The sequence below is a fragment of the Nostoc sp. genome (assembly GCF_036917465.1).
Taxonomy (GTDB): domain Bacteria; phylum Cyanobacteriota; class Cyanobacteriia; order Cyanobacteriales; family Nostocaceae; genus Nostoc.
The window spans coordinates 58,647-84,163 of record NZ_JBALDL010000060.1 but is presented as its reverse complement, the minus strand read 5'-3'; the positions used below and the strand labels follow the sequence as shown (position 1 = coordinate 84,163).

General features: G+C 42.3%; 17 protein-coding genes, 1 tRNA gene and 1 pseudogene. 8 read left to right on the top strand and 11 right to left on the bottom strand.

Annotation, left to right across the window (positions count from 1 at the left end; translation table 11 throughout):
* Positions 1-30: 30 nt before the first annotated feature.
* Positions 31-276: a hypothetical protein gene (locus tag V7K38_RS13510; protein ID WP_334858461.1), complete on the bottom strand. Its 246-nt coding sequence runs from the start codon at positions 274-276 to the stop codon at positions 31-33.
* A 177-nt stretch (positions 277-453) separates the two neighbouring features.
* On the opposite strand from V7K38_RS13510, the gene V7K38_RS13505 reads away from it, so the two are divergent.
* Together V7K38_RS13505 and V7K38_RS13500 are read left to right on the top strand one after the other, a co-directional pair.
* Positions 454-2,253: a ShlB/FhaC/HecB family hemolysin secretion/activation protein gene (locus V7K38_RS13505; protein ID WP_334858459.1), complete on the top strand. Its 1,800-nt coding sequence runs from the start codon at positions 454-456 to the stop codon at positions 2,251-2,253.
* 1,071 nt (positions 2,254-3,324) lie between these two features.
* Positions 3,325-5,961 (top strand): EAL domain-containing protein, encoded by a 2,637-nt coding sequence (locus V7K38_RS13500; RefSeq protein ID WP_334858457.1) that lies wholly within the window; start codon positions 3,325-3,327, stop codon positions 5,959-5,961.
* Positions 5,962-5,970: 9 nt separating this feature from the next.
* Here V7K38_RS13500 and V7K38_RS13495 read toward each other — a convergent pair whose 3' ends face one another.
* Both V7K38_RS13495 and V7K38_RS13490 read right to left on the bottom strand, forming a co-directional pair.
* Entirely contained in the window at positions 5,971-6,096 is a 126-nt protein-coding gene (locus tag V7K38_RS13495; protein ID WP_334858456.1) for a hypothetical protein, read from the bottom strand.
* Between the two features lie 100 nt (positions 6,097-6,196).
* The gene (locus V7K38_RS13490; RefSeq protein WP_334858496.1) at positions 6,197-6,808 is read right to left on the bottom strand and encodes a J domain-containing protein; all 612 of its coding nucleotides are present in this window, start codon (positions 6,806-6,808) and stop codon (positions 6,197-6,199) included.
* Positions 6,809-6,843: 35 nt separating this feature from the next.
* On the opposite strand from V7K38_RS13490, the gene V7K38_RS13485 reads away from it, so the two are divergent.
* The 3 genes and pseudogenes from V7K38_RS13485 to V7K38_RS13475 form a co-directional block, all read left to right on the top strand.
* Positions 6,844-7,941 carry a tocopherol cyclase family protein gene (locus tag V7K38_RS13485; RefSeq protein ID WP_334858453.1) on the top strand — a complete coding sequence of 366 codons (1,098 nt, stop codon included), beginning with the start codon at positions 6,844-6,846 and terminating at the stop codon, positions 7,939-7,941.
* A 33-nt stretch (positions 7,942-7,974) separates the two neighbouring features.
* Positions 7,975-8,048: transfer RNA gene (locus tag V7K38_RS13480), tRNA-Arg, on the top strand.
* Between the two features lie 469 nt (positions 8,049-8,517).
* Positions 8,518-8,634 (top strand): annotated as a pseudogene (locus V7K38_RS13475) (type II toxin-antitoxin system RelE/ParE family toxin); the annotation flags it as partial.
* Positions 8,635-8,903: 269 nt separating this feature from the next.
* Here V7K38_RS13475 and V7K38_RS13470 read toward each other — a convergent pair.
* The 3 genes from V7K38_RS13470 to V7K38_RS13460 all read right to left on the bottom strand — a co-directional run bounded on the left by V7K38_RS13470 (position 8,904) and on the right by V7K38_RS13460 (position 16,191).
* Positions 8,904-9,692: a Uma2 family endonuclease gene (locus tag V7K38_RS13470; protein ID WP_334858451.1), complete on the bottom strand. Its 789-nt coding sequence runs from the start codon at positions 9,690-9,692 to the stop codon at positions 8,904-8,906.
* Positions 9,693-9,760: 68 nt separating this feature from the next.
* Positions 9,761-14,884 carry an nSTAND1 domain-containing NTPase gene (locus V7K38_RS13465; protein ID WP_334858449.1) on the bottom strand — a complete coding sequence of 1,708 codons (5,124 nt, stop codon included), beginning with the start codon at positions 14,882-14,884 and terminating at the stop codon, positions 9,761-9,763.
* Positions 14,854-16,191: a P-loop NTPase fold protein gene (locus tag V7K38_RS13460; RefSeq protein ID WP_334858447.1), complete on the bottom strand. Its 1,338-nt coding sequence runs from the start codon at positions 16,189-16,191 to the stop codon at positions 14,854-14,856. Before V7K38_RS13460 ends, V7K38_RS13465 begins: the two co-directional genes overlap by 31 nt.
* A gap of 867 nt (positions 16,192-17,058) precedes the next feature.
* Here V7K38_RS13460 and V7K38_RS13455 point away from each other — a divergent pair.
* Entirely contained in the window at positions 17,059-17,223 is a 165-nt protein-coding gene (locus V7K38_RS13455; RefSeq protein WP_334858446.1) for a hypothetical protein, read from the top strand.
* 40 nt (positions 17,224-17,263) lie between these two features.
* On the opposite strand, the gene V7K38_RS13450 is transcribed toward V7K38_RS13455, so the two are convergent.
* Together V7K38_RS13450 and V7K38_RS13445 are read right to left on the bottom strand one after the other, a co-directional pair.
* A complete protein-coding gene (locus V7K38_RS13450) occupies positions 17,264-18,121 on the bottom strand; it encodes an SDR family oxidoreductase (RefSeq protein ID WP_334858445.1) in 858 nt (285 codons plus the stop codon).
* Between the two features lie 60 nt (positions 18,122-18,181).
* On the bottom strand, positions 18,182-18,412 hold the full coding sequence (locus V7K38_RS13445) for a hypothetical protein (protein WP_334858444.1): 231 nt from the start codon (positions 18,410-18,412) through the stop codon (positions 18,182-18,184).
* Between the two features lie 590 nt (positions 18,413-19,002).
* Between V7K38_RS13445 and tatC the strand changes: the two genes are divergently transcribed.
* On the top strand, positions 19,003-19,797 hold the full coding sequence (tatC, locus tag V7K38_RS13440) for a twin-arginine translocase subunit TatC (protein WP_334858443.1): 795 nt from the start codon (positions 19,003-19,005) through the stop codon (positions 19,795-19,797).
* A 392-nt stretch (positions 19,798-20,189) separates the two neighbouring features.
* Here the strand turns inward: tatC and V7K38_RS13435 are convergent, their stop codons facing one another.
* The 3 genes from V7K38_RS13435 to V7K38_RS13425 form a co-directional block, all read right to left on the bottom strand.
* Positions 20,190-21,170 (bottom strand): GGDEF domain-containing response regulator, encoded by a 981-nt coding sequence (locus V7K38_RS13435; RefSeq protein ID WP_334858442.1) that lies wholly within the window; start codon positions 21,168-21,170, stop codon positions 20,190-20,192.
* The gene (locus tag V7K38_RS13430; RefSeq protein ID WP_334858440.1) at positions 21,163-24,210 is read right to left on the bottom strand and encodes a response regulator; all 3,048 of its coding nucleotides are present in this window, start codon (positions 24,208-24,210) and stop codon (positions 21,163-21,165) included. The genes V7K38_RS13435 and V7K38_RS13430 overlap by 8 nt, the downstream gene beginning before the upstream one ends.
* 174 nt (positions 24,211-24,384) lie before the next feature.
* Entirely contained in the window at positions 24,385-24,693 is a 309-nt protein-coding gene (locus V7K38_RS13425) for a DUF3067 family protein (protein WP_334858438.1), read from the bottom strand.
* 228 nt (positions 24,694-24,921) lie between these two features.
* On the opposite strand from V7K38_RS13425, the gene petC reads away from it, so the two are divergent.
* Positions 24,922-25,461: a cytochrome b6-f complex iron-sulfur subunit gene (gene petC, locus V7K38_RS13420; RefSeq protein ID WP_334858436.1), complete on the top strand. Its 540-nt coding sequence runs from the start codon at positions 24,922-24,924 to the stop codon at positions 25,459-25,461.
* The last annotated feature ends 56 nt before the right edge of the window (positions 25,462-25,517 follow it).

Genomic DNA, 25,517 nt, shown 5'->3' with positions numbered 1-25,517 from the left:
TTAAACCTTTACCTTTTTTCGTGAAAACTATTAAACGGTGAAATTAATTATGCATTCACTAAAACCTTTGTAGAGACGTAGCAATACTACGTCTCTACTTTCTTTTTTACTCAGATTTGTAATCGATGCTTTTAAATCTGCATTAACCAGATTATTGAGCTTTGAAATGCTTTGAAATTGAGATTTACCCAAGATATCAACTTTAGCGACAAAAGATGAAGTAAGATTCACATCTGAGAGGATGTTTGAAAAGTCCTCTCGTTGGTAGCAAGACATTTCAGATCCCCCTAAATCCCCCTTAAAAAGGGGGACTTTAATTCCGGTTCCCCCCTTAAAAAGGGGGGCTAGGGGGGATCTCTAAGTGCCTAAAATCACAGCCAAATACTTTTCAAACAACCTCTGAGGCAGTCCCCGTGTAATCCCATAGTTACTGACAAAAAATAGTCTAGTGCGATGATTAATAAAAAATATCCTCAGAATCTTATAGCATCCCACTTACCACTGAGTATGCTTATATTACTCAGCAGTATATCTTCTAGTCTACTGAAAGCTCAGGCTGTTGATACTACACAATTACCAACGAGTAATTTTGTCCTGTCACAAAAACTCCCACCACCACAGGATGTCCAACCACCCATACCTTCGCCACTTCCTTCACCTGAACTGCCACAGCCACTTCCCCCACCCGCAGAACTATTTCCCCCCTCTGCTCCAACTCCTCTACCTGATGAACCAATCCCTGGCAACTTTCCTCAAACTATTGTTGTTGAACGGTTTGAAGTTGTTGGTAGCACAGTTTTCAGTCCCGAAGAGTTAGCCCTCGCCACTGCTGAATTTACCAAACGACCGATCTCGTTGACTGAAGTGTATCAAGCACGTTCTAAAATTACTGATTTATATGTCAGAAATGGTTATATTACCTCTGGTGCATATATCCCACCCCAAACAATCAAATCTGGTGTTGTCAAAATTCAGGTGGTCGAAGGTAAATTAGAAGATATTAAGGTAACTGGAACTCGACGGTTGAATCCGAATTATGTCCGCAGCCGACTAGCAATAGCTACATCGCAACCTCTGAATCGCCAGCGTCTACTACAAGCACTGCAACTATTGCAACTTAATCCTTTGATTCAAAATGTATCTGCTGAAGTCTCAGCAGGATCGCGGACTGGTTCAAGTCTTTTAGAAGTCAAGGTTAGTGAGGCAAAAACCTTTAGTAGCCAGATAGTTCTTGATAATGGGCGATCGCCTAGCGTTGGTAGTTTTCGCCGCCGATTACAATTGAATGAAGCCAACTTATTAGGATTGGGGGATTCTCTCGGTGTTGCTTACACTAATACTGATGGTAGCAATTCCTTGGACACAAGCTACACATTACCGCTCAATCCTCGCAATGGCACACTGACTTTCAACTATGGCACTACGTCGAGTAATGTTATTGAGCCTGATTTCAAGTTTTTAGATATCGAATCGGCTTCTCGCTATTACGAAGTGACATTCCGCCAGCCCATAATTCAAACTCCCACACAAGAATTTGCCCTTGGGTTAACAGCCTCCCGACGCGAAAGTGATATCTCGTGGATTCTAGAGAGAGAAGAAAGGATTCCCGCCCCTGTACTTTCCCCTGGGGCTGATGAACAAGGACGCACCAAGGTATCTGCATTCCGATTTTTTCAAGAATGGACGAGTCGTAACAGCCGTGAAGTTATTGCCCTACGCTCTCAATTCAGTTTAGGCATAGATATATTGAATCCCACGATTAATCAAAATGCTCCCGATAGCCGTTTTTTTGCTTGGCAAGGGCAAGCGCAGTGGATACGCCTTTTAGCTCCTGAAACCTTATTGTTATTACGTTTAAACACACAACTAGCATCTAGAACACTTCTGCCTTTAGAGCAATTTGGCTTAGGTGGGCAGGATAGCGTTCGGGGCTATCGTCAAGATTACCTGTTGACGGATAACGGCACTTTTGTTTCTGCGGAAGTTCAAGTCCCAATTCTGCGCTTACCTAAGATAGGTAGCATATTACAGGCTGTTCCCTTTGTGGATTTTGGTGTTGGTTGGAATAGTTCGGATAGAGAAAATCCCAACCCTAATACTTTAGCTGCTGTTGGTCTGGGGTTGCGTTGGTCACAAGGCGATCGCTTCACTGTTCGTCTTGACTGGGGTGTTCCTTTAATTTCTGTTGACTCAAATGAGAGAACATTACAAGAAAAGGGTCTGTATTTTAGTTTGCTCTATAATCCTTTTTAAAATTTAGCTGTTGCAAACACTTCATTCTCCTTCCCCTCTCTAGCATCTATGGTGTACACACAAGTCATTGAATTACCCAAAACAAAAGAAAAACCTCACCCTGTCCTATCTTTAATCCCTTTCCTTACTAAGGCTACGGTGTACACACATTTCTGTACAACACCCAAAATCGTTGGAGATCCCCCTAAATCCCCCGATAAATTGGGGGACTTTAAGAGACTTTTGCCCCCCAATTTATCGGGGGGCTGGGGGGATCAAAACGCTCTGGGGCAACTCTAGAAGACTTGTGTATACACCGTAGCCTTACTAAGGAGAGGGACAGGTTTGACGTAGTAAAATCAGGGTGAGGTTTCTTAGAGACTTGTATGTACGCCGTAGCCTGAGTAAGGAGAGGGACAGGTTTTACGTAGTAAAAGCTTTCTTGAGGTATCTCAGGGACTATGAGACTTAACCGTAAATGGCCTCACCAAAGACTTGTGTGTACACCGTAGCCTACCTTCATTGATAAAAAACCGTAAATATACCATGTTTTCTATTCAGTGTTTGATTTTATTCTGGGTATCCTAAGAAAGGCACAATTGGGCTATATAGACGAAGGGACAAAGTTTATAACTTATCTTTGGGACTTCCAGTTAAAAATATTGCAACCAATCACCGTGGTTGTAGGGTATGTTACTGCCGCAGCGTAACGCACCTGTTATCTGTAGAGGGTATGTTACGCTTAACGCCATAAAACACCTGATTGGATAATTTATTTTTCGGAATTCCAAATAAGTTGAGAAAACAGCTAGAACTTCTAAGCTGATAATCTTGTAATTTGCACATTGTGATTTATTCAAATCATTGTAGTGCGGGCATCCTGCCCGCGTCGAGCGTGCAAATTAAATGCTTACCACAAAAACCAATTGAACAATTAGTCATCTTATTCAATAAGAGAAATTCTGAATAAAAGGGCTGATTTGCAATTTTAATTAAGTAAATTTTTCTAGAAGTTCAGACTTTAAGATCGCACTTTTGTGAGTGGTATTTTTAACGACAAGACATAAATATATGAGAATTTGAGGAACAGCCATGCTAGGAAATGAGCGGGAAAAAATACGTCATCTGTTGGTCATTAAAGACCTGCAAGGACAACGAACTGTAGTCTTGCTAGAGACTACTTATTCTCTGGGACGGCATCCTGCAAACACTATTATCTTGGCTTCCCGATCAGTATCATTGCAACATGCAATCTTATTGCGAGTAACTGTTCCAGAGACTGACCAATATGGCTTCCAGATTATTGATGGTAACTACAAGGGTAAAGGAAGTACCAATGGCTTATTTATAAATGGGAATAAATGCTTTTCTCATAATCTTAGAAATGGAGACATTATAGCTTTTGGCAGTAATCAAGCTCAGGCTAAATATTACGCTATTTCCAATATTTCAGAACAAGCATTTTCGGAATCTTTTGATATTGAAGACTTATCTGGTTTTTTATCAGAGCAAGCTAGTCCTGCCAATCCTTTTCAAACCCTAGCGATCGATCTTGGTTTTGAAGCAGCTAGTGAATCTGCCTTAGCTCGCCTAGCATCGTTCCCCGAACTCATCCCGAATCCAATTATTGAGATGGATTTCGAGGGAATAGTAACTTATCTCAATCCAGCCGCAACCCTCAAGTTTCCCAAACTCAGAGAAGTTGGGACAGAACACCCAATATTAGCAGGACTCATAAGTACAGTTAAGAATTTAGAAAAAAATTCTTTTGTGCGGGAAGTGGAAGTAGATACAGAAGTTTTTGAACAATCCGTTCTCTACCTTCCTCAAAGTGATTTAATTAGAACTTTTATTATTAGGGATATTACAGAGCAAAAACAAGCCTCAGCCGAATTGCGTCAGCGCGATCGCTTGCTCCAAGCAGTTGCAGAAGCCGCTAATTATTTGCTAGGGGAAATGAATTACGAAACTGGTATTGAGCGAGCTATAGCTATACTGGGCGAAGCTGCCCAGGCAGATCGTGCTTATCTCTTTCAGAACCATCTTCATCCTGTTACAGGAGAAATAGCCCTCAGTCTCCGGTTTGAATGGACGCAATCTTCTATTGAATCTACCCATCACCATTGGCAGAATCAGTCTTATAAAGATTCTGGATTAGCCCGTTGGTATACTGTTCTCTCTAGGGGCCAGTCCATTAGCGGACTCACCCAAAAATTTCCTGTCGCCGAACAAGAATTCCTAATTCGAGATGGCATTAAATCCCTGATTTTAGTACCCCTCAGGTTGGAGAATGAATGCTGGGGATACCTTGGCTTGGCAGATTGCAAGTTTGAGCGTCATTGGTCAAAGCACGAAGAATCTACCCTTTTAACGATGGCTGCTAGTATTCTTGGTGCGCGGCAGCGTCAGCAAGTAGAAGAAAGGATTCGCTATCAAGCCCTTCATGACTTGCTGACAGGGTTGCCCAATCGTCTACTATTTAGTGAACTGCTCAGTAAAACTCTACCCAACGCCACGCGCAATAACGAAAGTTTAGCTGTGATCTTCCTCGACCTAGATCGCTTCAAGGTCATTAATGATACCTTGGGGCATACTTTGGGCGATCAATTGTTGAAAAGCGTCTCTCAAAGATTACAAGACTTACTCAGAGGCGGAGACACCATAGCCCGTTGGGGAGGCGATGAGTTTACTATCTTGCTGCCGCGAGTCACTGATATTGAAGAGGTAACGCAGGTGGCGTACAGAATCTTACAAGCCTTAGAAGATCCTTTTCATCTCCAAGGGCATGAACTTTATGTGACTGCTAGCCTCGGTATTTCGTTGCTTGATAACAACAGTCCTGATGCCGAAACACTAATCCAGCACGCAGATGCCGCTTTATACTACGCCAAGGATAAAGGGCGGAATAACTACCAATTCTATAGTGTTTCTCTGAGTGCCAAAAATCCAGAACTTCTAACTTTAGAAAAGAGTTTGCGCTATGCCCTAGAACGTGAAGAATTTACGGTGTACTATCAGCCCCGTGTGAACATTGCCACAGAAGAAATTACTGGTATGGAGGCTCTGTTACGTTGGCAGCACCCAGAAATGGGATTAGTTGCACCCAGTGTCTTCATTCCCCTCGCCGAAGAAAGCGGATTAATTATCGCCATCGGCGAATGGGTGCTACGGAAAGCCTGTATCCAAAATAAAATCTGGCAAGATGCAGGATTGCCACCTATAACGATCGCTGTCAATCTTTCTCTGAAGCAGTTCCGCCAACCCAAATTGGTGGATATTATAACCACAGTTTTAGAGCAAACAGGTCTAGAAGCCCGCTTTTTAGAATTAGAAATTATGGAAACCACAGCCATTGAGGACTTAGATTTTACCAGAACGGTGTTAGAGGAGTTAAAGCAGATGGGTGTTTACATCTCCATTGATGACTTTGGTACAGGTCATTCCTCGCTCTCACGCCTACAGCTTTTACCACTCCACACTCTAAAAATAGATCAGTCTTTCGTTAAAGATTTGAAGCCCGATTCCAAAGTAGCTCATATTATCAAGGCCATAGTTACCTTGGGACAAAGCTTGGGATTGAAGTTAACAGCCGAAGGGGTAGAAACAGAGGAGCAATTCGAGTTCTTGAAATCTATCAACTGTGATGAAATACAGGGTTATTTATTCTACCGCCCACTTTCTGTACAGAAAGCAACAGAAATCCTCGAAAGTAAACGACCAACTCTCTAGAGCATGGATTTAGTAGACTAAGGCTTGGGTATATATTGGATTCAATCGAAAAGCGCTAGCACCTGGTTTTAACCCCAGAATATCGTAAACATGATTTATATCAAAGCGTAGACGTTTCGGCTTATCGTTAGACATCGCTCATACTAAAAAATCAGCAGCAAATCTCACTCTACTTAGTATTCCCAAGTATAAGTATTATCTAACTCAAAGTATGGTGCCGCCGTCTGAGCGGTTTTTATCTCCAACGCCGATTTAGCCGTAATATCTTTTTAATCCCCTGACAAAATCTTTCTAGCAGAGGTCTAGGCTTTGATACATATCTAGGCGATCGCACTTTCCGTACAGCACCCGGATTTCTTAACTCTTGTTCTATTTGTGTAGCTTTATTTAAATCGGAAGCGGCTCTATATTCGTATCCTAGTTGAGAACAAACTAGCCCACGATATTTGTATGCGTCAACATAAAGAGGATTGAGACGAATTGCATGGGTAAAATCTGCGATCGCATCCTCATATCTTGCTTCTGTTGCATTTTCTACTCCTAAAGTATAGAAAGCTTCTGCATCCCAACGATTGACAGATATTTTTGTGGGATTTTTAGGCGAAGATGAAGATGGATTTTCAGAAATGGGAGGCTCGGATGGACTTTCAGATTTGAGCTTGTTGTAAGCTACGTTAATTGATTTGATCTTTTCCTCAGCTTCCTGTTTTTGCTTTTGATCGATAAAGCGATCGGGATGCCAAATTTTCACCAGTTTACGGTAAGTTCGCTTTACCTGTGCTTGAGATGCACCGGGTTCCAGCCCAAGAATTTCATAAGCATGATTGATATCGGAGCGATCGCGCATACTGAAAAAATCGGCAACTATAACTATATAGATATATGTTAACCATTCCCTTAAATCTCCTCCAATCAACCCAAACGCCCCATTCTGGTTATCACTGGGATGGCGGTAGCCGCCGTTTCTTTGAAGGTTGGTATTACCGCGTTACTTTACCAGAAATTGGGCAAACCTTCGCTTTTATGTACTCTATTGAAGACCCCATTGGCGGTAAACCTTACAGTGGCGGTGCAGCCCAAATCCTCGGCCCAGATGATGAGTATTTATGTCGGACTTTTCCTGATGTGAAGAAATTTTGGGGTAGTCGGGATGTTCTGGGTTTAGGTCATTGGGGTAAAACAGATTTGCAAATTGCTCCTCTGTACCTTCTCCCAGCAGAGTTTGAGCATCATGTTCAAGAAGGATATCAAGCTACAGCTACCTTGAATCAGGGAATTATCCGTGACTATGCCACCAATAATTATTGCCGTTGGGATTATGAAATTCAACCAGTATACGGCTGGGGCAATAAAAATAGCATTCAGCAATCAACCGCCGGCTGGCTCTCATTCTCGCAGATTTTTGAACCTGGATGGCAGATTTTCATGGCTCACGGTTTAGCCAGTGGGAAGATTGACTGGAATGGCAAAATCTACGAATTCACCAACGCCCCAGCCTACGGCGAAAAAAATTGGGGTGGTGCTTTTCCTCAAAAATGGTTTTGGATAAATTGTAATTACTTCGAGGGCGAACCCGACTTAGCATTAACTGCTGGCGGTGGAAGGCGGGGTGTGCTGTGGTGGATGGAATCTGTAGCGATGATTGGGTTGCATTATCAAGGCAAGTTTTATGAGTTCGTTCCCTGGAATTCACAAGTAGACTGGGAAATTCAGCCTTGGGGTAGATGGCAAATGAAAGCTACTAACTCTAACTATGAAATTGAATTGACAGGAACCACGGATTTACCTGGTACACCTCTGCGTGCGCCAACAGCAGAAGGTTTAAGATATTGTTGCCGAGACACCATGCAAGGAAAGTTAAATTTAGAGTTACGAGAACTAAATGGGAGAAAATCTCAGATAATTCTCAAAGCAGAAAGTTTTCTTTGTGGCTTAGAAGTAGGCGGCGGCTCTTGGGATAATGTTTGGCAGTCTCGCTAAAACTACTGCTATAATCATATATGCTTGCTAGTTGGGGTTGTAGCTCAGTTGGATAGAGCGGACGCCTCCTAAGCGTCAGGTCGTGCGTTCGAGCCGCACCAGTCCCGTCAAAAAATCCCTATGACCTTGATTAATAGCAGGTCATAGGGATTTTATTTTTACCGTATTAGCTGGAAAACGCCTCTTTTAATTTTTCTCCATCAAGTCATTTTCCCAATGCGAATAGTTTTAGATGAATTGAAGAACAATTCAGAAGCCAGAATGGGCTAAACCATAGCTATCCGCTAACAGGAGTCAGAATCACTCTCGTGGGGGATTCAGACCCGCCACTCATTGTATGTAGACCACCAAATTAAAAATTTGGTGGGGGTCTTAGAGGATGTTTGAAAAGTCCTCTTGTGAGTATCAAAACGTTCTAGATCCCCCTAAATCCCCCGATAAATTGGGGGACTTTGATTCCAGTTCCCCCCTTTTTAAGGGGGGTTAGGGGGGATCAACAAGTGTCCAAAATCACAACAAATTACTTTTCAAACAACCTCTTAAACCCATTTATTCATCCGCTCGCGGACTCGCTAACGCTACGATACCGATACTTACAGGGCAGTCTATGCGGTAAAGATTGGAGAGAAAATCTATGTCCTACACGCTTTTCAGAAGAAATCAAAGCAGGGGATTAAAACCCCACTGTCGTAAGGACACAGCAGTGCTGTGTCCCTACCTTGCAGGTAGATTTACCATCAAACAATAATTAATAAAAGCCTGAAACAACCTATTTTCCTAAATGCATACCATGATTAATTTGTACAGTGCGTAAGTCCTAATAGAGACTTTCTCATGCAAAAAGTCTATTGAGTTAAGCCAGCTATCGCTTTGCCAATGATAAGAGCGATCGCTTACGCCAATTATCTACTGCATTAAAGAAGTAGCATAATAACACTCGTGAAGCCATCCCCAATCAAATATTAAACTTCATCAGGATTGATTCCAAGTTGTCTCAAGCGTTCTTCTAAACGCTGGTTTTTTTGCTGTTCTTGTTCTAATTGGGATGTTAATAACTGGGATTTTTCTTGCTCTTGTTCTAGTTGAGGTGTTAATAACTGCGATTTTTCCTCACCAGTTAGTAATAGATTTCCTTGTGCATCCCACCAACGCAACCAAGGCGCTGTAGTATTTCCATACTTTCCTTGCCAAATACCCAATTCGACACCCATCAAGGAAATCTCATAGTGTCCACGTTCGTTAGCTGTGAGTTGCTGATACCTACCATCAACTAAGTGATAAACCTCAATCGCGGCTTTGCTAAATTCGTAAATGCCATAAAAAGGTACGCGGATTGCTTGCTCGTATACCCAGAATTTACCAGTAATTGGAGTATTATCTCTTTCTTGTGAACCATCCCCAGAAACGAATTCCAGTACAATTAGGGGAGCAACATATTCTTGCCATAACACATACGAACGCCGAAACTGACCATTTAACATAGGTGCAACATTCGGGACGTAAAACCAATCGGGTGCTTCAGCACCGCGCTCAGGTGGTTCTGTCAAACGCCAGTAAATGCCACAATCTTGACCAATACAATACTGATTATCTGAGTGAATTTGCTGTAATCTACCTTGAACGGAGTCAGTTAGAAGTATGCTTTGTGGGTGTTGTTGAAAATTTTTAACAAAAGCTCCATCCGACTCTGGTAACTCAGTATGGTCGGGAAGGTGAGTAATGCCTAGTTCGGATAGTTTGGCAATAGTCATTGAACTTTGGCGCGAGTAAATCGGCTTATTTATCTTAACACCGCATCGCCTTTCATCATTCTTCTCCATTACCTACCAGAACACAAGGCGCGATCGCCATTCATTACTTTCTGATTAGTCTGCAAATAATCGTGTAACAAATGGCAACCCTGTGCCAGTAATTTATCTAGTTGGATATCTGCCAAATTTTGGAATATTACTGTGCCGTTACCACTACCCGCAGCCAGAGTCTTACCGTCATGACTGAAACTGACGCTGGTTAACTCAGCTTCATAGCCTTTCAAAGCAATCAGTAATGTCCCTTCTCGGTTCCAAATCCTTACTTTGTCATCACTGCTAGCTGCTAAAGTCTTACCATCGGGGCTAAAACTCACACTGATGAAACTATCGCCATCCCCCGCGAGAGTATTTAGGATATCACCGTCGCGGCTCCAAAGTTTGACGGTGCTATCAATACTAACTGAAGCAATTACCTGACTATCAGGCGACCAAGCAACCCCATTTACTCGGCGACTATGACCAATTAAGGTGTATAGTAATTTACCATCTAAACTCCAGATTTTTACGGTTTTATCATCACTGGCTGAGGCTAGCAATTTACCGTCTGGGCTAAAACTTACCCAATTCACTGCATCTTGATGTCCTTGCAAGGTGTTGAGTAGTTTACCGTCTCGACTCCAAAGCTTGACTGTTTTATCTTTACTAGCTGAGGCAATTACTTGACTATTGGGCGACCAAGCTACACCTAAGACGGTACTATTATGACCTTGTAAGGTGTTGAGCAGTTTACCGTCAACACTCCAAAGCTTCACTGTTTGATCTTTACTAGCTGAGGCAATTATTTGACCATCGGGGCTGAAACTAACTCCCCAAACTTGACCTTGATGCCCAGTGAAAGTACGGAGTAGTTTACCATCTCGACTGAATAATTTTACAGTTTTGTCTCGGCTTGCTGCTGCTAAGGTGCGATCGCCTGGGCTGAAACTGATGCTAGTTATCCAGTCATCATTATCACTTTTAGGCTTTCGCAATAACACATCGTCCCAATGCCAAAGTTTAATTGTTTTGTCCCGACTTGCAGAAGCCAAGGTACGACCGTCTGGGCTGAAACTGACGCTGTTAACCCAATTATTATGTCCCTTCAGGGTTCCTAGCAGCACACCTTCAAAACTCCAAAGTTTGATTGTCTCGTCGGTACTTGCAGAAGCGATGGTATTACCATCACGGCTAAAACTGACGCTGGTAACTCCAGCACTATGCCCTGACAATGTTCGCACTAGCTTACCCGACAAATTCCACAGTTTGATTGTCTGGTCTAAACTAGCAGAGGCAATGGTTTGTCCATCGGTTGACCAAGCTACACTTTTGACTGCATCTTCATGTCCCTGTAAGGTTTTGAGCAGTTTACCATCTCGACTCCACAATTTCACCGTTTTGTCAGCACTCCCGGAAGCAATGGTCTGTCCATCGCTTGACCAAGCGACACTCAAAACCGCACCATCATGTCCCTGCAAGGTTTTGAGCAGTTTACCATCCTGACTCCACAATTTAATTGTCTTGTCTGTACTTGCCGAAGCAATAATCTGACCATCAGGGCTAAAACTGACACTATTCACTACACCTTGATGCCCTAATAAGGTAACAAGCAGTTTACCATCTCGACTCCACAGTTTCACCGTCTTATCTTGACTAGCGGAAGCAACAATTTGACCATCGGGGCTGAAACTAACGCTATTAACTACATCTTCATGCCCAGACAAGGTTTTGAACAAACTACCATCGGGAAGCCAAAGTTTAATTGTAGTATCTGCACTAGCTGAGGCAATTAAAGAGCGGTCAGGACTGAATGTAGCACTATTTACTCCAGATATATGCCCTTCTAAACGGTTATATTCTCTCAACCCAGAAACTGCTTGATATAGCGCCGTCTGTACTTGCTCTTTTGTATAAGAATCAACCCAAAGTGTTTGTTGTAATTTTCTTCCCGCCCTTAAACCATCTTTTAAAGCATCAATACCTTTTTGCGAGGCAAAGAGGGCTTCACTGGATGCACTAAGGGTTTTAATTTCGCTATCTACTGCTGTTACTATAGAAACGCTTAATCCCAAGATGGCGAGAACAGAAGCAGTCAAGGCAATTTTCAACGAACGATTTAATTGAGCTTCACTAAGTCTTTGTTTCTTTTGACTTTCTGCAAGTTTAGCTGTTAATTCTTTTTCTTTGAGTTCGGCTCGTAATTGCTCAATTTCTAACTGACTCAATTCTTCGCGCTTGTGTAATTCCCGTAATTCTGTTAATAAGTCTAATCCCTGTTGGGGATAAGGATCTACTAATTTGGAACGCTGTTCATTTTGGCTAAGTTCGCTTTTCAGTCGCTCAATCTCAGTTTGGCTTTGTTCTACTTTTTGGCGCAACTGATTTAGTTGCACCTGTAAGCTTGATTCTTGTTGTTGCAGGTAGCGAATCAAGTCTACTAAATAATCGTGAATTAGTTGATAGCGTTCTGGGACATCAGGGAATAGTACCACTAAACCGGAGCTAACTAAAATATCTAATACTAACTCTAATTTGCCAGGATCTTCTAATTCTGCTAACTGCGCCGCTAATTCAGCACGAGTTTTAAAAGGTCGGTTGTTACTTTCATCTGTTAATAAGTATAAGACGAGTAAAGCGGCTCGTTCATTTTCTGGGCCGCAGTCTTTAATCAGTTCTTTAAGATATCGCTCAATAAGTTTATTGGGTCTATATGGCTGATATTCTTCTAGTGTAGTAATCCGCTCATCTTGAATTTGCGCTCCTACAACTTGCAATTCAATGGGGCGAACTTCTCCAAATTCTGTGGATAAATCTTCGACTAAGGCATCAATCAAAGCAGGTTCTAAATTAAACTGCGATCGCTCGGTCAATTTTTGGATAATTGCTTTGGCATATTCTGGCGAAAAGTTATTCAACTGGTAGCGAATATGCTTGTCGAGAATATTATTATTAATCGCTTCTAGTGCCGAAAGATGTTTAAAGTCTAATAACCGATGTAAATAATCTTCTCGCAATGAAAGGATGACTTTGACAAAGGGGATATTCAGACAGTCGCTAATAAATTTATCAAATTCTTGCTTCTGCTTGCGATCGCTATAACCAAAGAAAAATTCTTCAAACTGGTCAAAAATTAAAACTGTAATCAGGTGGTTATCAGCATTTTTTTTGAGTTGTTGTATAATTCTGACGATGGTGATGGGTGTGTCAGAGTAAGGCAAAGCCTCCGCTTCAATGCCTGTTTCTAAGTTAATATCAGCGTAGACTGTAAGGGATGCGTCAGCAAACATCGCCTCACTCAAGGATTTCTCTAATTCTCGCGCCCAATCGGTATAAACTTGCAATACTACAGGCACAGCTATTTGGTCGCCAATAGCGCGGTTTTGTAGTGCTGGAACCAAACCAGCAGTGACAATAGAACTCTTACCCACCCCTGATTGACCGTGAATCACCGTCAGCTTTTTATCGGCGCGGCTAATTCTGCCAATTAAGTTATTAATATCACGCTCCCGACCAGAAGCGGCAATTTCTAAAGCAACGCTGCTACTCCCAGAAGGTAACATCAATGCTGGGTTTGTCGCCTGTCTTTGAGGTTGCAAACGTCCTGCACCAATAAAAGCCCGAAAACCGTACTGTTGTTCAACAGAACGCCGTTTTTGGCGAATATAGTAGGCTTCTAAATAGCGACCTTCTTCAAAGTAGAGCGATCGCAGTGTCCGCAATAAGCGAATATAACGATGAGCATCGTATTGATGCGCACTGCTTTCTAAGGCTGCTGGCAGTTCTTTTGTTGCTTTTTCTAAGTATTCATAAGCGATTACTAGCTCACCTAAATTTCGCTGTGCTTTTGCCAACAGTAAATAGTAAACTTGGCCTAACAGTAATGGAAATAAGCAGTTATAAGGGTCATTGTGCTTCTGCGCTTCGGCTAATTTTAGCAGCGATACATGCGCTAATATACTCGCCTGTACCCACCGCGACTGCTGCACGGCGACTTGTGCCAGAAATCCGTAGTCACAAGCTAATTGAATTTGACTACCATAAGTTTGATGCAACTCCAGAGACTTTTGAGCAACAGTCTGCAATTCTTCCCACTCTTGCAGATATTGCAAAACTTCAGCAAGTTGACTAATAAATCCAGCAACTATATCTAAACGCCCAGCCACCTGCAAAACATTCAAGCATTGCTGAAAATAAGATTTAGCTGTGTACCAATGGCGACGGTTTTCTGTTTGATTTTGCTCTGCTAAACGGCAATAACACAACCCAATATAAAACAGCAAGACTCCCTGTCGCAGAAGTAGCGGAGATGGGGGCGATGGAGGTGTAGGCGAAGAAAATACTCTTTCGTTCACTTCTACTTGCCTATTTCCTATTTCCTCCAACTTTTGCCAAACTTTCAAGCTTTGCTGAAAATGACTTAAAGCTGTACTAATGCGATCGCTAATATAATTATCTAGACCAAAAACAAACTCTAAACTAGCGTGTAATTCTGGCTCTAAAGTAATACCACGATTGTGCAACTCTTCAATCGCAAAGTGGAGTTCATAGCTATTTTTCCAGACTTGCTCCACAGTCAAATAATGCTTTGCAACTTGAGGAGGTTGGTGTTGTCCAGCATCGCTTGGTAACACCGTAGCAAATAAAGAGTCAGTTTCCTGTTGTAAAAATTGCCGCAATGATTGAGTTGTCATCTCAAACCGAATCGGTGTAGCCGCCCAACTAGCAAAATCTGGTGCTAAACGAGCTACCTTTTGCAACACTTCTTCATTCACCCACAAAATCATCGGAAATGGGTGGCGTTTGCGAAATTCATCACGAATATGATTGATCGATCTCAATAAATCGTCGATTTCATCTACTGACTCTAAACCCAAAATCATCAACGCCGATGGCGGATTCTCTTCAGTTACCAGTTGTAAATGAATACTTGTGTAAAGACTTCTCGCATTCTGCGGCAGAATTACCTTTTGAATTTGGTGTACACCTGAAGAAATTTCTTCGAGTCGTTGCAGCATAAGCTCTTGCAAAACCCGATAATTGCAGCACACCAAAACCAGGGAAAATTGACCGCTAGAAAGGGTAATTGCTCTCCCCAAATTTCTTAAAGCCCGCTCATTAGCTGCTCTTATATCTGCTTGTTGGTGTCGTTCAACCATGATTTAAATTTTTCCGTCTCTGCTAAAACTGGGTTGACGGCAAACCAAGCTCCTTGATGATCTCGGTATTCAAATACAAATAAACTTCGCAATAAAGTGTAGTATTCTATATCACCTCTAACTCTCTGCTGTTGCACCACCTGAAAGATTAGTTCCCACTCATGAGGGTCGATGGCGTTGGCTCGGTAATCTCTCTGTCTTTGAATCACCAAATCAACACATTCCCGCTCAAAAGGTGGATCTTGTTCTCGCAGACAGTCAAACAGTAACCCTAGCAAGTCGCGGACATGACCACCACTAATCAAGCACAACCGATCTAAGGTTTCTAAACTATCAAACACCTCTGTAATTAAGCCTAACCGATCGCTAGGTAAAATGTCTGGAAAAGCTCTAGCTAGTACCATTTGCCGCATCAGTGCTAGCCCTTGAGGAAAAATCTCTCTAGAGCGCAGGCGTACAGGGATCATCGGTAATACTTTTGGTGCGACTCCTCCCCCTAAACGATGCTGAAGTTCGGCGCTATCGTTGGAGAAAGTCAAGGCTAAAGGAATAGTGTAGACTACGTGACAATTTAGTTTGCGTAACTGTTCGCCCCGTTCAATAAATAAATATTCTGGCAGCGATCGCCCCGATGGTAAAGGTCGAATTGCAACTCTATCTAAGTTGTCAACAATAACCACCAGTCCTTTTTTACCCCTAGTTTTTAGTTCCTTGATGGCACGTTCTAGCAATTCTTGATTAATTGACTGTAAAATATTTGCTGTTCGTGGTTCTAAATAATCTCTTAACCGCCGCCGCAATTGGGGGCTTTCTTTAGTTTTAGCTGTAATTTTGGCAATTCCCACAGACAATTCTGCTTCTACTCCAAGGTCAATTGGCGTTTGCAGAAAATCTACAATTTCACCAAACAACCTGGTAAAGTAAGCAGGTTTGAGCCTGATTTTCATCGCTTCTAGGCTTTCACTTACTTGGCCGGCGATCGCCAACAAAATATCAGTCACATCCACATCTGCCATTTCTAAGACATGGGTAGACTCAAAGTAGACTACATGAAATTGCTGCGCTTCTAACTCAGCTTTGAGGCGTAACAACTCCGTTGATTTTCCACAGCCGAGATGCCCTGTAAATAGCTGACAAGTTGGTGCATCCGGGGAGATTCGGGCAATCGTGCGTTGCAAAGCTTCGATAATTTTGCCACCCCGCACCGCAGCAAAATCGATATAGTACCTGCGATCGCTGGGGTTTCCTATAATTAGAGGTCTGCTCGGATTGCAAGCCTGATAAAATCTTTCTAAATCTAGGAGCATAACTAATCAAGTTCACTCAAAAATGAGGATGACAAAATTTACTGAATAAATATATTGATTTTAGGGAATTTATGCTTTATTTTCATCTAACTACTAACTACACTAGCAACATTTCTGATAATTGTTTGTAAGTTAGATGTAGCACAGAGCTATCCTGAGATTTTAGTTAAAGTAAGCAGAAATACTCTTATAAGTACAAAGAATCAAAAGCTCTTATATTAAATAAGGTACTCTTATGAATATTAAAAATATCCAACACAAAAAAAGGTACTGTTAAGTACAATTTTGTAGCTCTATTGAACCCATCATCAGCTTAAATTATTAAAAGCTTCCGTGACTTTTGCGAAAAAATAATCCTCATTCCTTAGAGGATGTTTGAAAAGTATTTCGCTGTCATTTTAGGCACTTTTAGATCCCCCCTAACCCCCCTTCAAAAGGGGGGAATCGGAATCAAAGTCCCCCTTTTGAAGGGGAGCCACTGCGTTGGGCGGCTCTGCCGACTTGAAGCACGTGGCGTAAATTTAGGGGGATATAGAACTTTTGATGTATCAAATATTTTTTACCCCACCCTAACCCTCCCCGTATGTATTGGCTACGGTGTACACACAAGTCTGAAATAGCTGATTAACCAAGGTTTTACCCCACCCTAACCCTCCCCTTATAAAGGGGAGGGAACTAGATTTCCGGTTTTTCCCCTTTACAAGGGGGGATTAAGGGGGGTAATAACGCGATTAAAATCACAGTCAACTACTTTTCAAACAACCCTTACATAATAGGACTTTTAACAAAAACGTTGCTGAAGTCAACTTCAGTTCAGAGTTAATTTTTTAGCTAGATTTTGCCTCTGCTTACAAAAATCGTGATTTTGTGAATGAAAACTATGATTTTATGAATGAAAATCATGAGTTTATGAATGAAAATCATGATTTTGTGAATGAAAACCATGAGTTTATGAATGAAAATCATGATTTTATGAATGAAAACCATGATTTTATGAATGAAAATCATGATTTTATGAATGACAGCTTTTGAATTCAGAGTGGCAACCTCTGAAGTATTGACAATTAGTAATCTACAATCCCATTGAGTATAAAATTATCTTGTCATGTAGCTGATCGGGTAGAATATGCTTTAGCACCGCTCCAATTTTGGCATCTTGTCCAACGAGATAGCGCGTCTTGGGCTGCTTTACAGTCAGCGCATCGACAACAGTCTGAGCGACAATATCGGCAGAAATTCCTTTAGATGCGAGAATCTGCATTTTTTTACGGACAATATTCATTGCTTGACCGTAGAGATTTTGTGCCGATTCTGATAAATCGTGCTGTGCTACTTCAGATTGATTTAGGGACTTTTCCCAAATTGGGGTAGCGATGGAACCAGGCTCAATAATTGAAACCGAGATTCCCCAAGGTCGTAACTCCATCCGCATCACATCAGTGAGTGCTTCCAAGGCAAATTTAGAAGCATTGTAAGCTCCCAAGAACGGCGTGGGACTCCTACCAGAAATGGAACCCATATTGATAATTCGACCCCGACTTTGGCGTAAAAGACCAAGAAATGCTTGTGTCACCGCTAGTTGTCCGGTAACATTAACCTGCATCTGGTATTGAAATTCTGCGATCGCTAATAATTCTAAAGGCCCAGGGATAGCAATTCCGGCATTATTCACTAAACCGAAAATTCCAGTATCACCGACTGCATTTGTTACCTTTTCAACCGCAGCTGCGATCGATTCAGCATCAGTAACATCTAAAAAAATCGGAATGAGTCTTGGCGATCCTTTCTGCTTAAGTGTTTGAGCATCAATATCTTGACGCACGCCAGCAAAAACAGAGAAACCCAACTGGTCTAAAAGCAAAGCAGATGCTTGACCAATTCCTGTTGAAGCTCCTGTAACCACTACTGTACGTTGATTTGCTACAACCATTAATTTTGTTTTTTTATAATGTGACTACCGTAATTCCCAATCCCCAATCCCCAATTCAGATCAATCTTTGCAAATACCCGCTCGAAGACAATCTTCCGTTTGGTCATCTCTAGCTGATATTTGCCACGGCAATATGCGTAACGGAGCATTTGTACTGTGGGCAATTAGAGCAGTTATTGTCGGAAGCTGGTTTTTGACAATTGTCACGTCACTACTAGGAGTATTACTTAGCCCAACATTATATAAATAAACAGGCAATGCCATTAAGACAAAGCAAATTGTCCGGTTCATACCCAACCTCAGCTAAAAATTTCCGATTGCGCTATGTATGTATAGATGCCACCTTGATGAACCGGATTTTTAAAACTGAGTATTATATATTAATGTTGTGTGAATTTACCCAGCACTACTAGTAGTGTATCAACTTGAAATTGATGGGTAGACAATCTGGCAGTAAGGATTTTAGTCTTTATTCTTGCACTAAAGTGCTTACTACAAACCATCAAAACTAGTTTTACAGGCTACTAGCCGCAAAGACGTGATTTCTAAATTATCAGTTCCACCCTTTTTTTAGCAGGACTTACGCAAAAAATAGGCCAAACCTTGAGTTTCCGGTAGAGGCAATTCATGAATTGCCTCTACCGCGTGTAGTTTTGCGTAAGTCCTATTTAGGTTAGGCATTGCCTACAAGATGGCTTCCTACTAACTTATGCAGATGCAACCTTAAAAAACAGGACAAAAAACCCACAGCAGCCAAAAACATATCTTGGTGGCTGCATTCCCCAGATAAAATAATGAACAGTGCTAAGTTTAAAGTGCTGAGTGAAAAATTTTGCTCATTACTCAGCACTCAGTTATAAATATTGCCTACTAGCTGACTCATGCCGCCTTTACAAGACGTAGATACTGCAAACGTTCCCAACATTGATCCAGAAGGATATGGCAATTCAGATACAGATCCTCTTAATGAGTTGCCCGATGAAGTCGAAATGTCTCTTTTCGACCACCTAGAAGAGTTACGACAGCGCATTTTTTATTCGCTGATTGCCGTAGCAGTAGGTATTATTGGCTGTTTCTTTGCCGTTAAGCCGATTGTGCAGCTGCTTGAGGTTCCAGCGCAAGGAGTAAAATTTCTTCAACTTGCACCCGGAGAATATTTCTTTGTCTCTTTCAAAGTTGCAGCCTACACTGGTTTAGTACTTTCTAGTCCTTTCATTCTTTACCAAATTATCCAGTTTGTACTTCCAGGATTGACTCGCCGCGAACGCCGTTTACTGGGGCCTGTGGTTTTTGGTTCGAGTGTACTGTTTGGCGCTGGGTTAGTATTTGCCTATTTACTCCTTATCCCCGCAGCTTTGAAATTTTTTATCAGCTACGGAGCAGATGTAGTTGAACAACTTTGGTCAATAGATAAATATTTTGAATTTGTACTGCTACTGTTATTCAGCACTGGTTTAGCATTTCAAATTCCCATCATCCAATTGTTGCTCGGTAATTTAAATATTGTCTCGTCTGAAAAGATGGTTTCTGGTTGGCGTTACGTGATTATGGGAGCGGTAGTTTTAGGAGCGGTTCTTACACCTTCTACTGACCCCCTAACTCAAAGTCTCTTGGCGGGAGCAGTTTTAGGGCTTTATTTTGGTGGTGTTGGACTAGTGAAGCTCACAGGGAAATAACATTTGGAATAGGTAAAAATATTTTAATCAAAGCGTTGGATGGCCATTTAGTCGGGGTTTAAATTCACCGAAGTTGCTCCTCTACAGAGAACGCGCATCCTGCGGTGGGGGAGATCCCTTGGGGCTAGCCTCTCCCTTTGGGCTACAGTGTACACACATCTTTGTACAAACCCAAAATCGTTAGAGATCCCCCTAAATCCCCCGATAAATTGGGGGACTTGAAGAGACTTATGCCCCCTTTTTAAGGGGGCATGGGGGGATCAAAAGCCTATGAGGCCACTCTCAAAGACTTGTATGTACACCGTAGCCCTGTGGGAGAAGACCGCACTCCTCTTCTCTACGAGGCGCTACGCGAACGTCTGAAAATGTTTTTAATTTGGAATGTTGAATTTTCAATTGTCATTCCCTTTGCTTCCATCTGCGAGGCGTTTAGCGCGTTTCTGCTCATACATTAGCCTGTCAGCCTCTTCTATCAATTGTTCTAGTGAAATGTTTTCATTTAAGGCGCATTGTGTCACACCGACACTGACGGATACTTGATATGGGTATTTATGCTCTTGATTATAACGATTAATATTTGCCTGCAATCGCAGATAAAATTCATCTGTATTTCTGGACTCGACAGAAACTAAGACTACAAACTCATCTCCTCCTATACGGGCAATAATATCTGATTCACGGAAGGTTTGCTTTAGTAATTGGGCTGTGTCAACCAGCATTCTGTCTCCTGTTTCATGCCCTAGAGAGTCATTAATCTGCTTTAAACCATCTAAATCCATAAACAAAAGACAGCAGAACATTTGTGTGCGTTGGGCAATTTTGAATTGCTGATTTGCCAACAAAAAGAAACCACGTCGATTATGTACTCCTGTCAAATCATCAGTTATGGATAGCTGCCTGACCTCTGATTCAGCCTTCAGGCGTTCCTGAATTTCATGCTCTAGGCGTTGATTTTGTTCAATAAGTTGTTGGTATTGCTGTTTGATGAGTAGCTGGTTTCTGACTCGCATTAGCACTTCAAGTTCTTGAAAGGGCTTGGTGATATAGTCTTGTCCACCCAGTTCAAATGCCTGGACTTTATCATGGATTTGGTCAAGGATACTAATAAAAATAATGGGAATTTGCTCTGTTATTTTAGATGCTTTCAACTGTTGACAAACTTCAAAGCCATTCATTTCCGGCATAAATATGTCAAGCAGAATCAGATCCGGTGGATGTCGATAAGCAGCTTGTAATGCCATTTTCCCATTGAGGGATTTACGGACGATATAACCCTGCGCCTCTAATATTTTAATTAACAACCGTAGATTGTCGGGGGCATCATCCACGATTAGGATATTTGTTTCAGAATCGGATTTAAGTAAATTAGCCATAGTCTTTTTCGTCAGTTTGGCTTAGAGTTGCGATCGCTTCCAGCTGAAAGTTATCCACGAGATATTTTAGAGCATTGGCAAGAACTTGCTCTTGGTTGGGGATTTGAGCAATGAGATTGTAGAGTTCGACATCGTTGAGATCCAGAGTTGCTTGATGCACCTGAATAATCCACTCTAGTGACATTACCTGTAAATCTTTGGCGGTTAGGGATTTCTGAGATAAGGTTTGCTGGTTTAAACTTGGTAAAGCTTCTTGGCGGTAGCGGTAGCGAACTCCCAAGTAGTGTGCCATCTTATCAAATAAGACAGTTTCTAGAAATGGTTTGGTGATATGGTCGTTGCAGCCTACTTGAGTGCTGGTGGTGTAGTCTTCCTTAAAGGCATAGGCTGTCAGCGCAATAATCACCACGTCTTTACCCCCTTCGCGCTCTCGAATTTGTCGGGTAGCTTCGTAGCCATCCATCACGGGCATTTGAATATCCATCCAAATCAGGTGGGGATGCCATTCTGACCACAGAGCGATCGCATCATTTCCGTTCTCGGCTGCACAGACCTCAAATCCAACTGATTCTAATAGCCTGACGAGCAACTGACGATTTTCTTTCAAGTCTTCCACTATTAGAATGCGATAAATGGGCTGTCCCAGTTCCAGTCCGATAACAGGGCGAGTTGTTTCCGGCGCTATTATATCCACTGATCTTACTAGACTCAGTAAAACCTCACAAATAAAGATTGACTTCTGATTCAGGATGCTTCGCACTGTAATATCACCACCCATTAAACGGGCAAACTGACGGCTAATCGATAAGCCTAAGCCTGTACCTTGAGCATGGCGACCCAGTTCTGTTTGCGTGAAGGCTTTAAACACAGTCTCGATATCAGACTGAGCAATACCACATCCACTGTCTTCAACTTCCAGATGAAGGGTGATAATTTGTTGAGAATTATCTGTAGAAAGAGAGGGACTACATTCGATTGAATCAAGTGAGTTGACGTTGCTCACTTTAAGAGCCAAAGCTTGTAATCGCAGGGTGACACTGCCTATTGTCGTAAATTTGATCGCATTGGTTAATAAGTTGAGCAGAATTTGGAGCAGTTTTGATTCGTCACCATATACATAGCAAGGAACGCTGGGATGCTGCTCTATGATCAGATCAATTCCTTTCTCCAAAGCTTTGATAGCAACCATATCTCTGATCGAGTGGATTAGCTGATGCAAATCGAAACAGTTTTCCGTTAGCTGTAACTGACCAGCTTCAATTTTGGACATTTCCAACACATCGTTAATTAGAGTTAACAGGTGTTTTCCACTGCGGCTGATGATGCCTAAATCCTCTTGAAACTCAGATGGAATCTTCTCATTGCGGTTCATCAACTGAGTAAATCCCAAAATTGCATTCAGGGGAGTCCGCAGTTCGTGGCTCATTTTAGCGAGGAACTGGCTTTTGGCGCGGCTGACGATCGCGGCTTGTTTTGCGTCTTGTTCTAGGGCTGTCTGGGAAAACTCCAGCACTACCAATATCAGCATATTTCGCATCTCAGTAGCAGCTTCAAGTTCTGCAACCTCCCAAGGTAAGGAAGTTTCCCGCACGGTTTCCTTCCACATTTCAAAGGACTTCCGCGCACACAATTCCATCTCTCCAATTTCGTTTATTGTGATTGCATCCTGGGGGTTGCCTGCCCAATTCACCGTCTGAATTTGCTCCGGTCGAAACCAGAGAATATGGTAAGACTTTTTTTCATGCTTCAATAAGATTGAAATTGCCAAGAGGCCGCTGGCTTGATCTTCGAATGCCTTTGCTTCTGGATATAAACGTGAGAGGGAATCGGTAGCAAACAGTGATTCTCCTTGGTGTTGTACCAACCACGTCACAAGCTCCTGCACCTCCGTAACTGATGGCGTTTGACCAACTAATGTCATCTTACCGTCAAGCAAAATCGCGGCTCCTTGAGCATGAACTAGATCCAGCAATTGAAAAGTATTTCGGATCAACACTTCCTCAATAAAATTGGACTCGTGCAACAACCCCTGTTGCAGTTCATCCTTAATCGCTTCTACTTGCCTTTGGTAAACATGTAATTCTCGTTCTTGCTGATGCACCAGTTCGATCGAGGCAAACTTTCCTAAAAATTCACAGGCTTTGCGAGTTTCATAATCCACTAGTTGAGGGCTGTAGTGGTGACAGGCAATTAATCCCCAGAGGCGTTTGTCGTTGATCAACGAAATCGTCATCGACCCAGCAACCCCCATATTCCGTAAGTATTCAATGTGACAGGGATACACTCCCCGTAACCCAGAATTACTAAGATCAAGGGGTATATTCGTCAGAGGATGGTTGGTGGGAATCAGGCAGACAGGGGTGTAATTGATATCGGGAATAAATCGCATCCAGTTGCGGTAAAACAACTTGTGGGCTGGCGCAGGAATGTCGGTGATCAAATAGTGCAGTCCCAGGTAGCTTTCTAGATGCCCCTGTTTTTCCTCCGCAATCACCACACCACTATCGTCTGCATCAAATTTGTAGATCATAACCCGATCAAACCCAGTCATTGCTTTCACCTCTCTGGCAAGGGTTTGAGCCAGATTCGTCAAATTAGTAGCATTACGGAGATTGGCGATCGCGGTTTCCAGGCGGTGATAAAATTGGATTGAATGGGTGGTTTTAATGGTTCCCTGAGGTTCTAGCTCTAGGGTCAACCCATCTACTATCCGGTAAATCATACCTCTGAATGTCTGACTTTTCCGTTGCAAACCAGTCTGGTCAACCCTCGTCCGCGTTTTTAGCTTAAACAGATTGCAAAGTTCGAGGTTGTCTTCAGCTAAATAGCGAGTAAGTCGCTGCACTTGAGTGTGGGAAAACAATCGTTGTAAGGGTTGACCCAGTAATGCTTGTGCCGAAATACCAAAAAACTGTTCTACATTTTCACTAATCTGCAAGATTGTGAGGTCTGGCTCTTGCAGCATCAGCAACATTCCATGCGGCTGAATATAACCGGGAGCATATACCGATTCATCAGTGTATACTTCTAAAGCTGTCACTACTGAAGGGGTCAGCGAGGAGAGTGAGATAGGATTTGGTGACTGCATAGCTAAGATAAGCGGTTTTGGAAATCAAAAAGTTGTGAATATAAGTTAAAAATTCAGACGAGGAGAATTGCCTGAAATCAGTTTAATTAGCTATTACTAAAAAGGGAAAAAGCAAGAAAAACCTGGTTATAATATCCATTCTGAAGAACGTTCACCCAAATCTAGAGGAATGCTGACGGCTTTGCCGAGGCGGGGGCGATCGCGTGTTTGGGTAATAAATGTTTCTACCTGTGTTGATCCACCCAAGGCATGAAGATAATTAGCAATGCTGTCAAGATGCTCTTGGTACTCCGCCTCGCTCAAGGGAAAAGACGCTTGCTCCAGATATTTCCACATGACTTGCAAAAATATCTTTCCCTGTGTCCGCCGAAACTGGACATCGTAAGAATATCCCCACTTATCAAGCAACATCTGACGTAATTCCTGTCCTGTCATAGCTTTTCTCAATCAGATTTTACATTTAGTTATGATGTTAAGTTCCGTGACTCCAGTATGATAAGGATATAAAGAAATGTAATGCTAACAGAAAAGATGCTTGATATATCTTGGAACAAAGAAGTATGGCATCCTTGTGAGCGCTAGCATTTCGACTTAGACAAGAGTTCCTCAAGTACAGTACTTTTGTCAAAATGCTTAACAAAATACACAAAGAGCGCGTAGATTATGGCTCAATTTTCTGAATCAGCAGACGTGCCTGATATGGGTCGTCGTCAGTTCATGAATCTGCTCACTTTTGGGACTGTCACTGGAGTAGCTCTGGGTGCATTGTATCCCGTTGTCAACTACTTTATTCCACCTGCTGCTGGTGGTGCCGGTGGCGGTGTAACGGCAAAAGACGAGTTAGGTAACGATGTTAGCGTTGCAAAATTTCTAGAAAACCGGAATGCAGGCGATCGCAACCTAGTCCAAGGACTTAAGGGAGATCCGACCTATATTGTGGTAGACAGCAAAGAGGCGATCAAAGATTATGGCATTAACGCCATCTGCACTCACTTAGGTTGTGTCGTCCCTTGGAACATTGCTGAGAACAAATTTAAATGTCCTTGTCATGGTTCCCAGTATGACGAAACTGGTAAAGTTGTTCGGGGGCCAGCACCGCTATCTTTGGCTTTAGCCCATACCAATGTAAGCGACGACAAAATCGTTTTGACCCCTTGGACTGAAACCGACTTCCGCACCGGTGATGCACCTTGGTGGGGTTAATAATTTTGTCATTAGTCCTTAGTCATTCGTCCTTTATTCAGGGGTTAATGACTAAT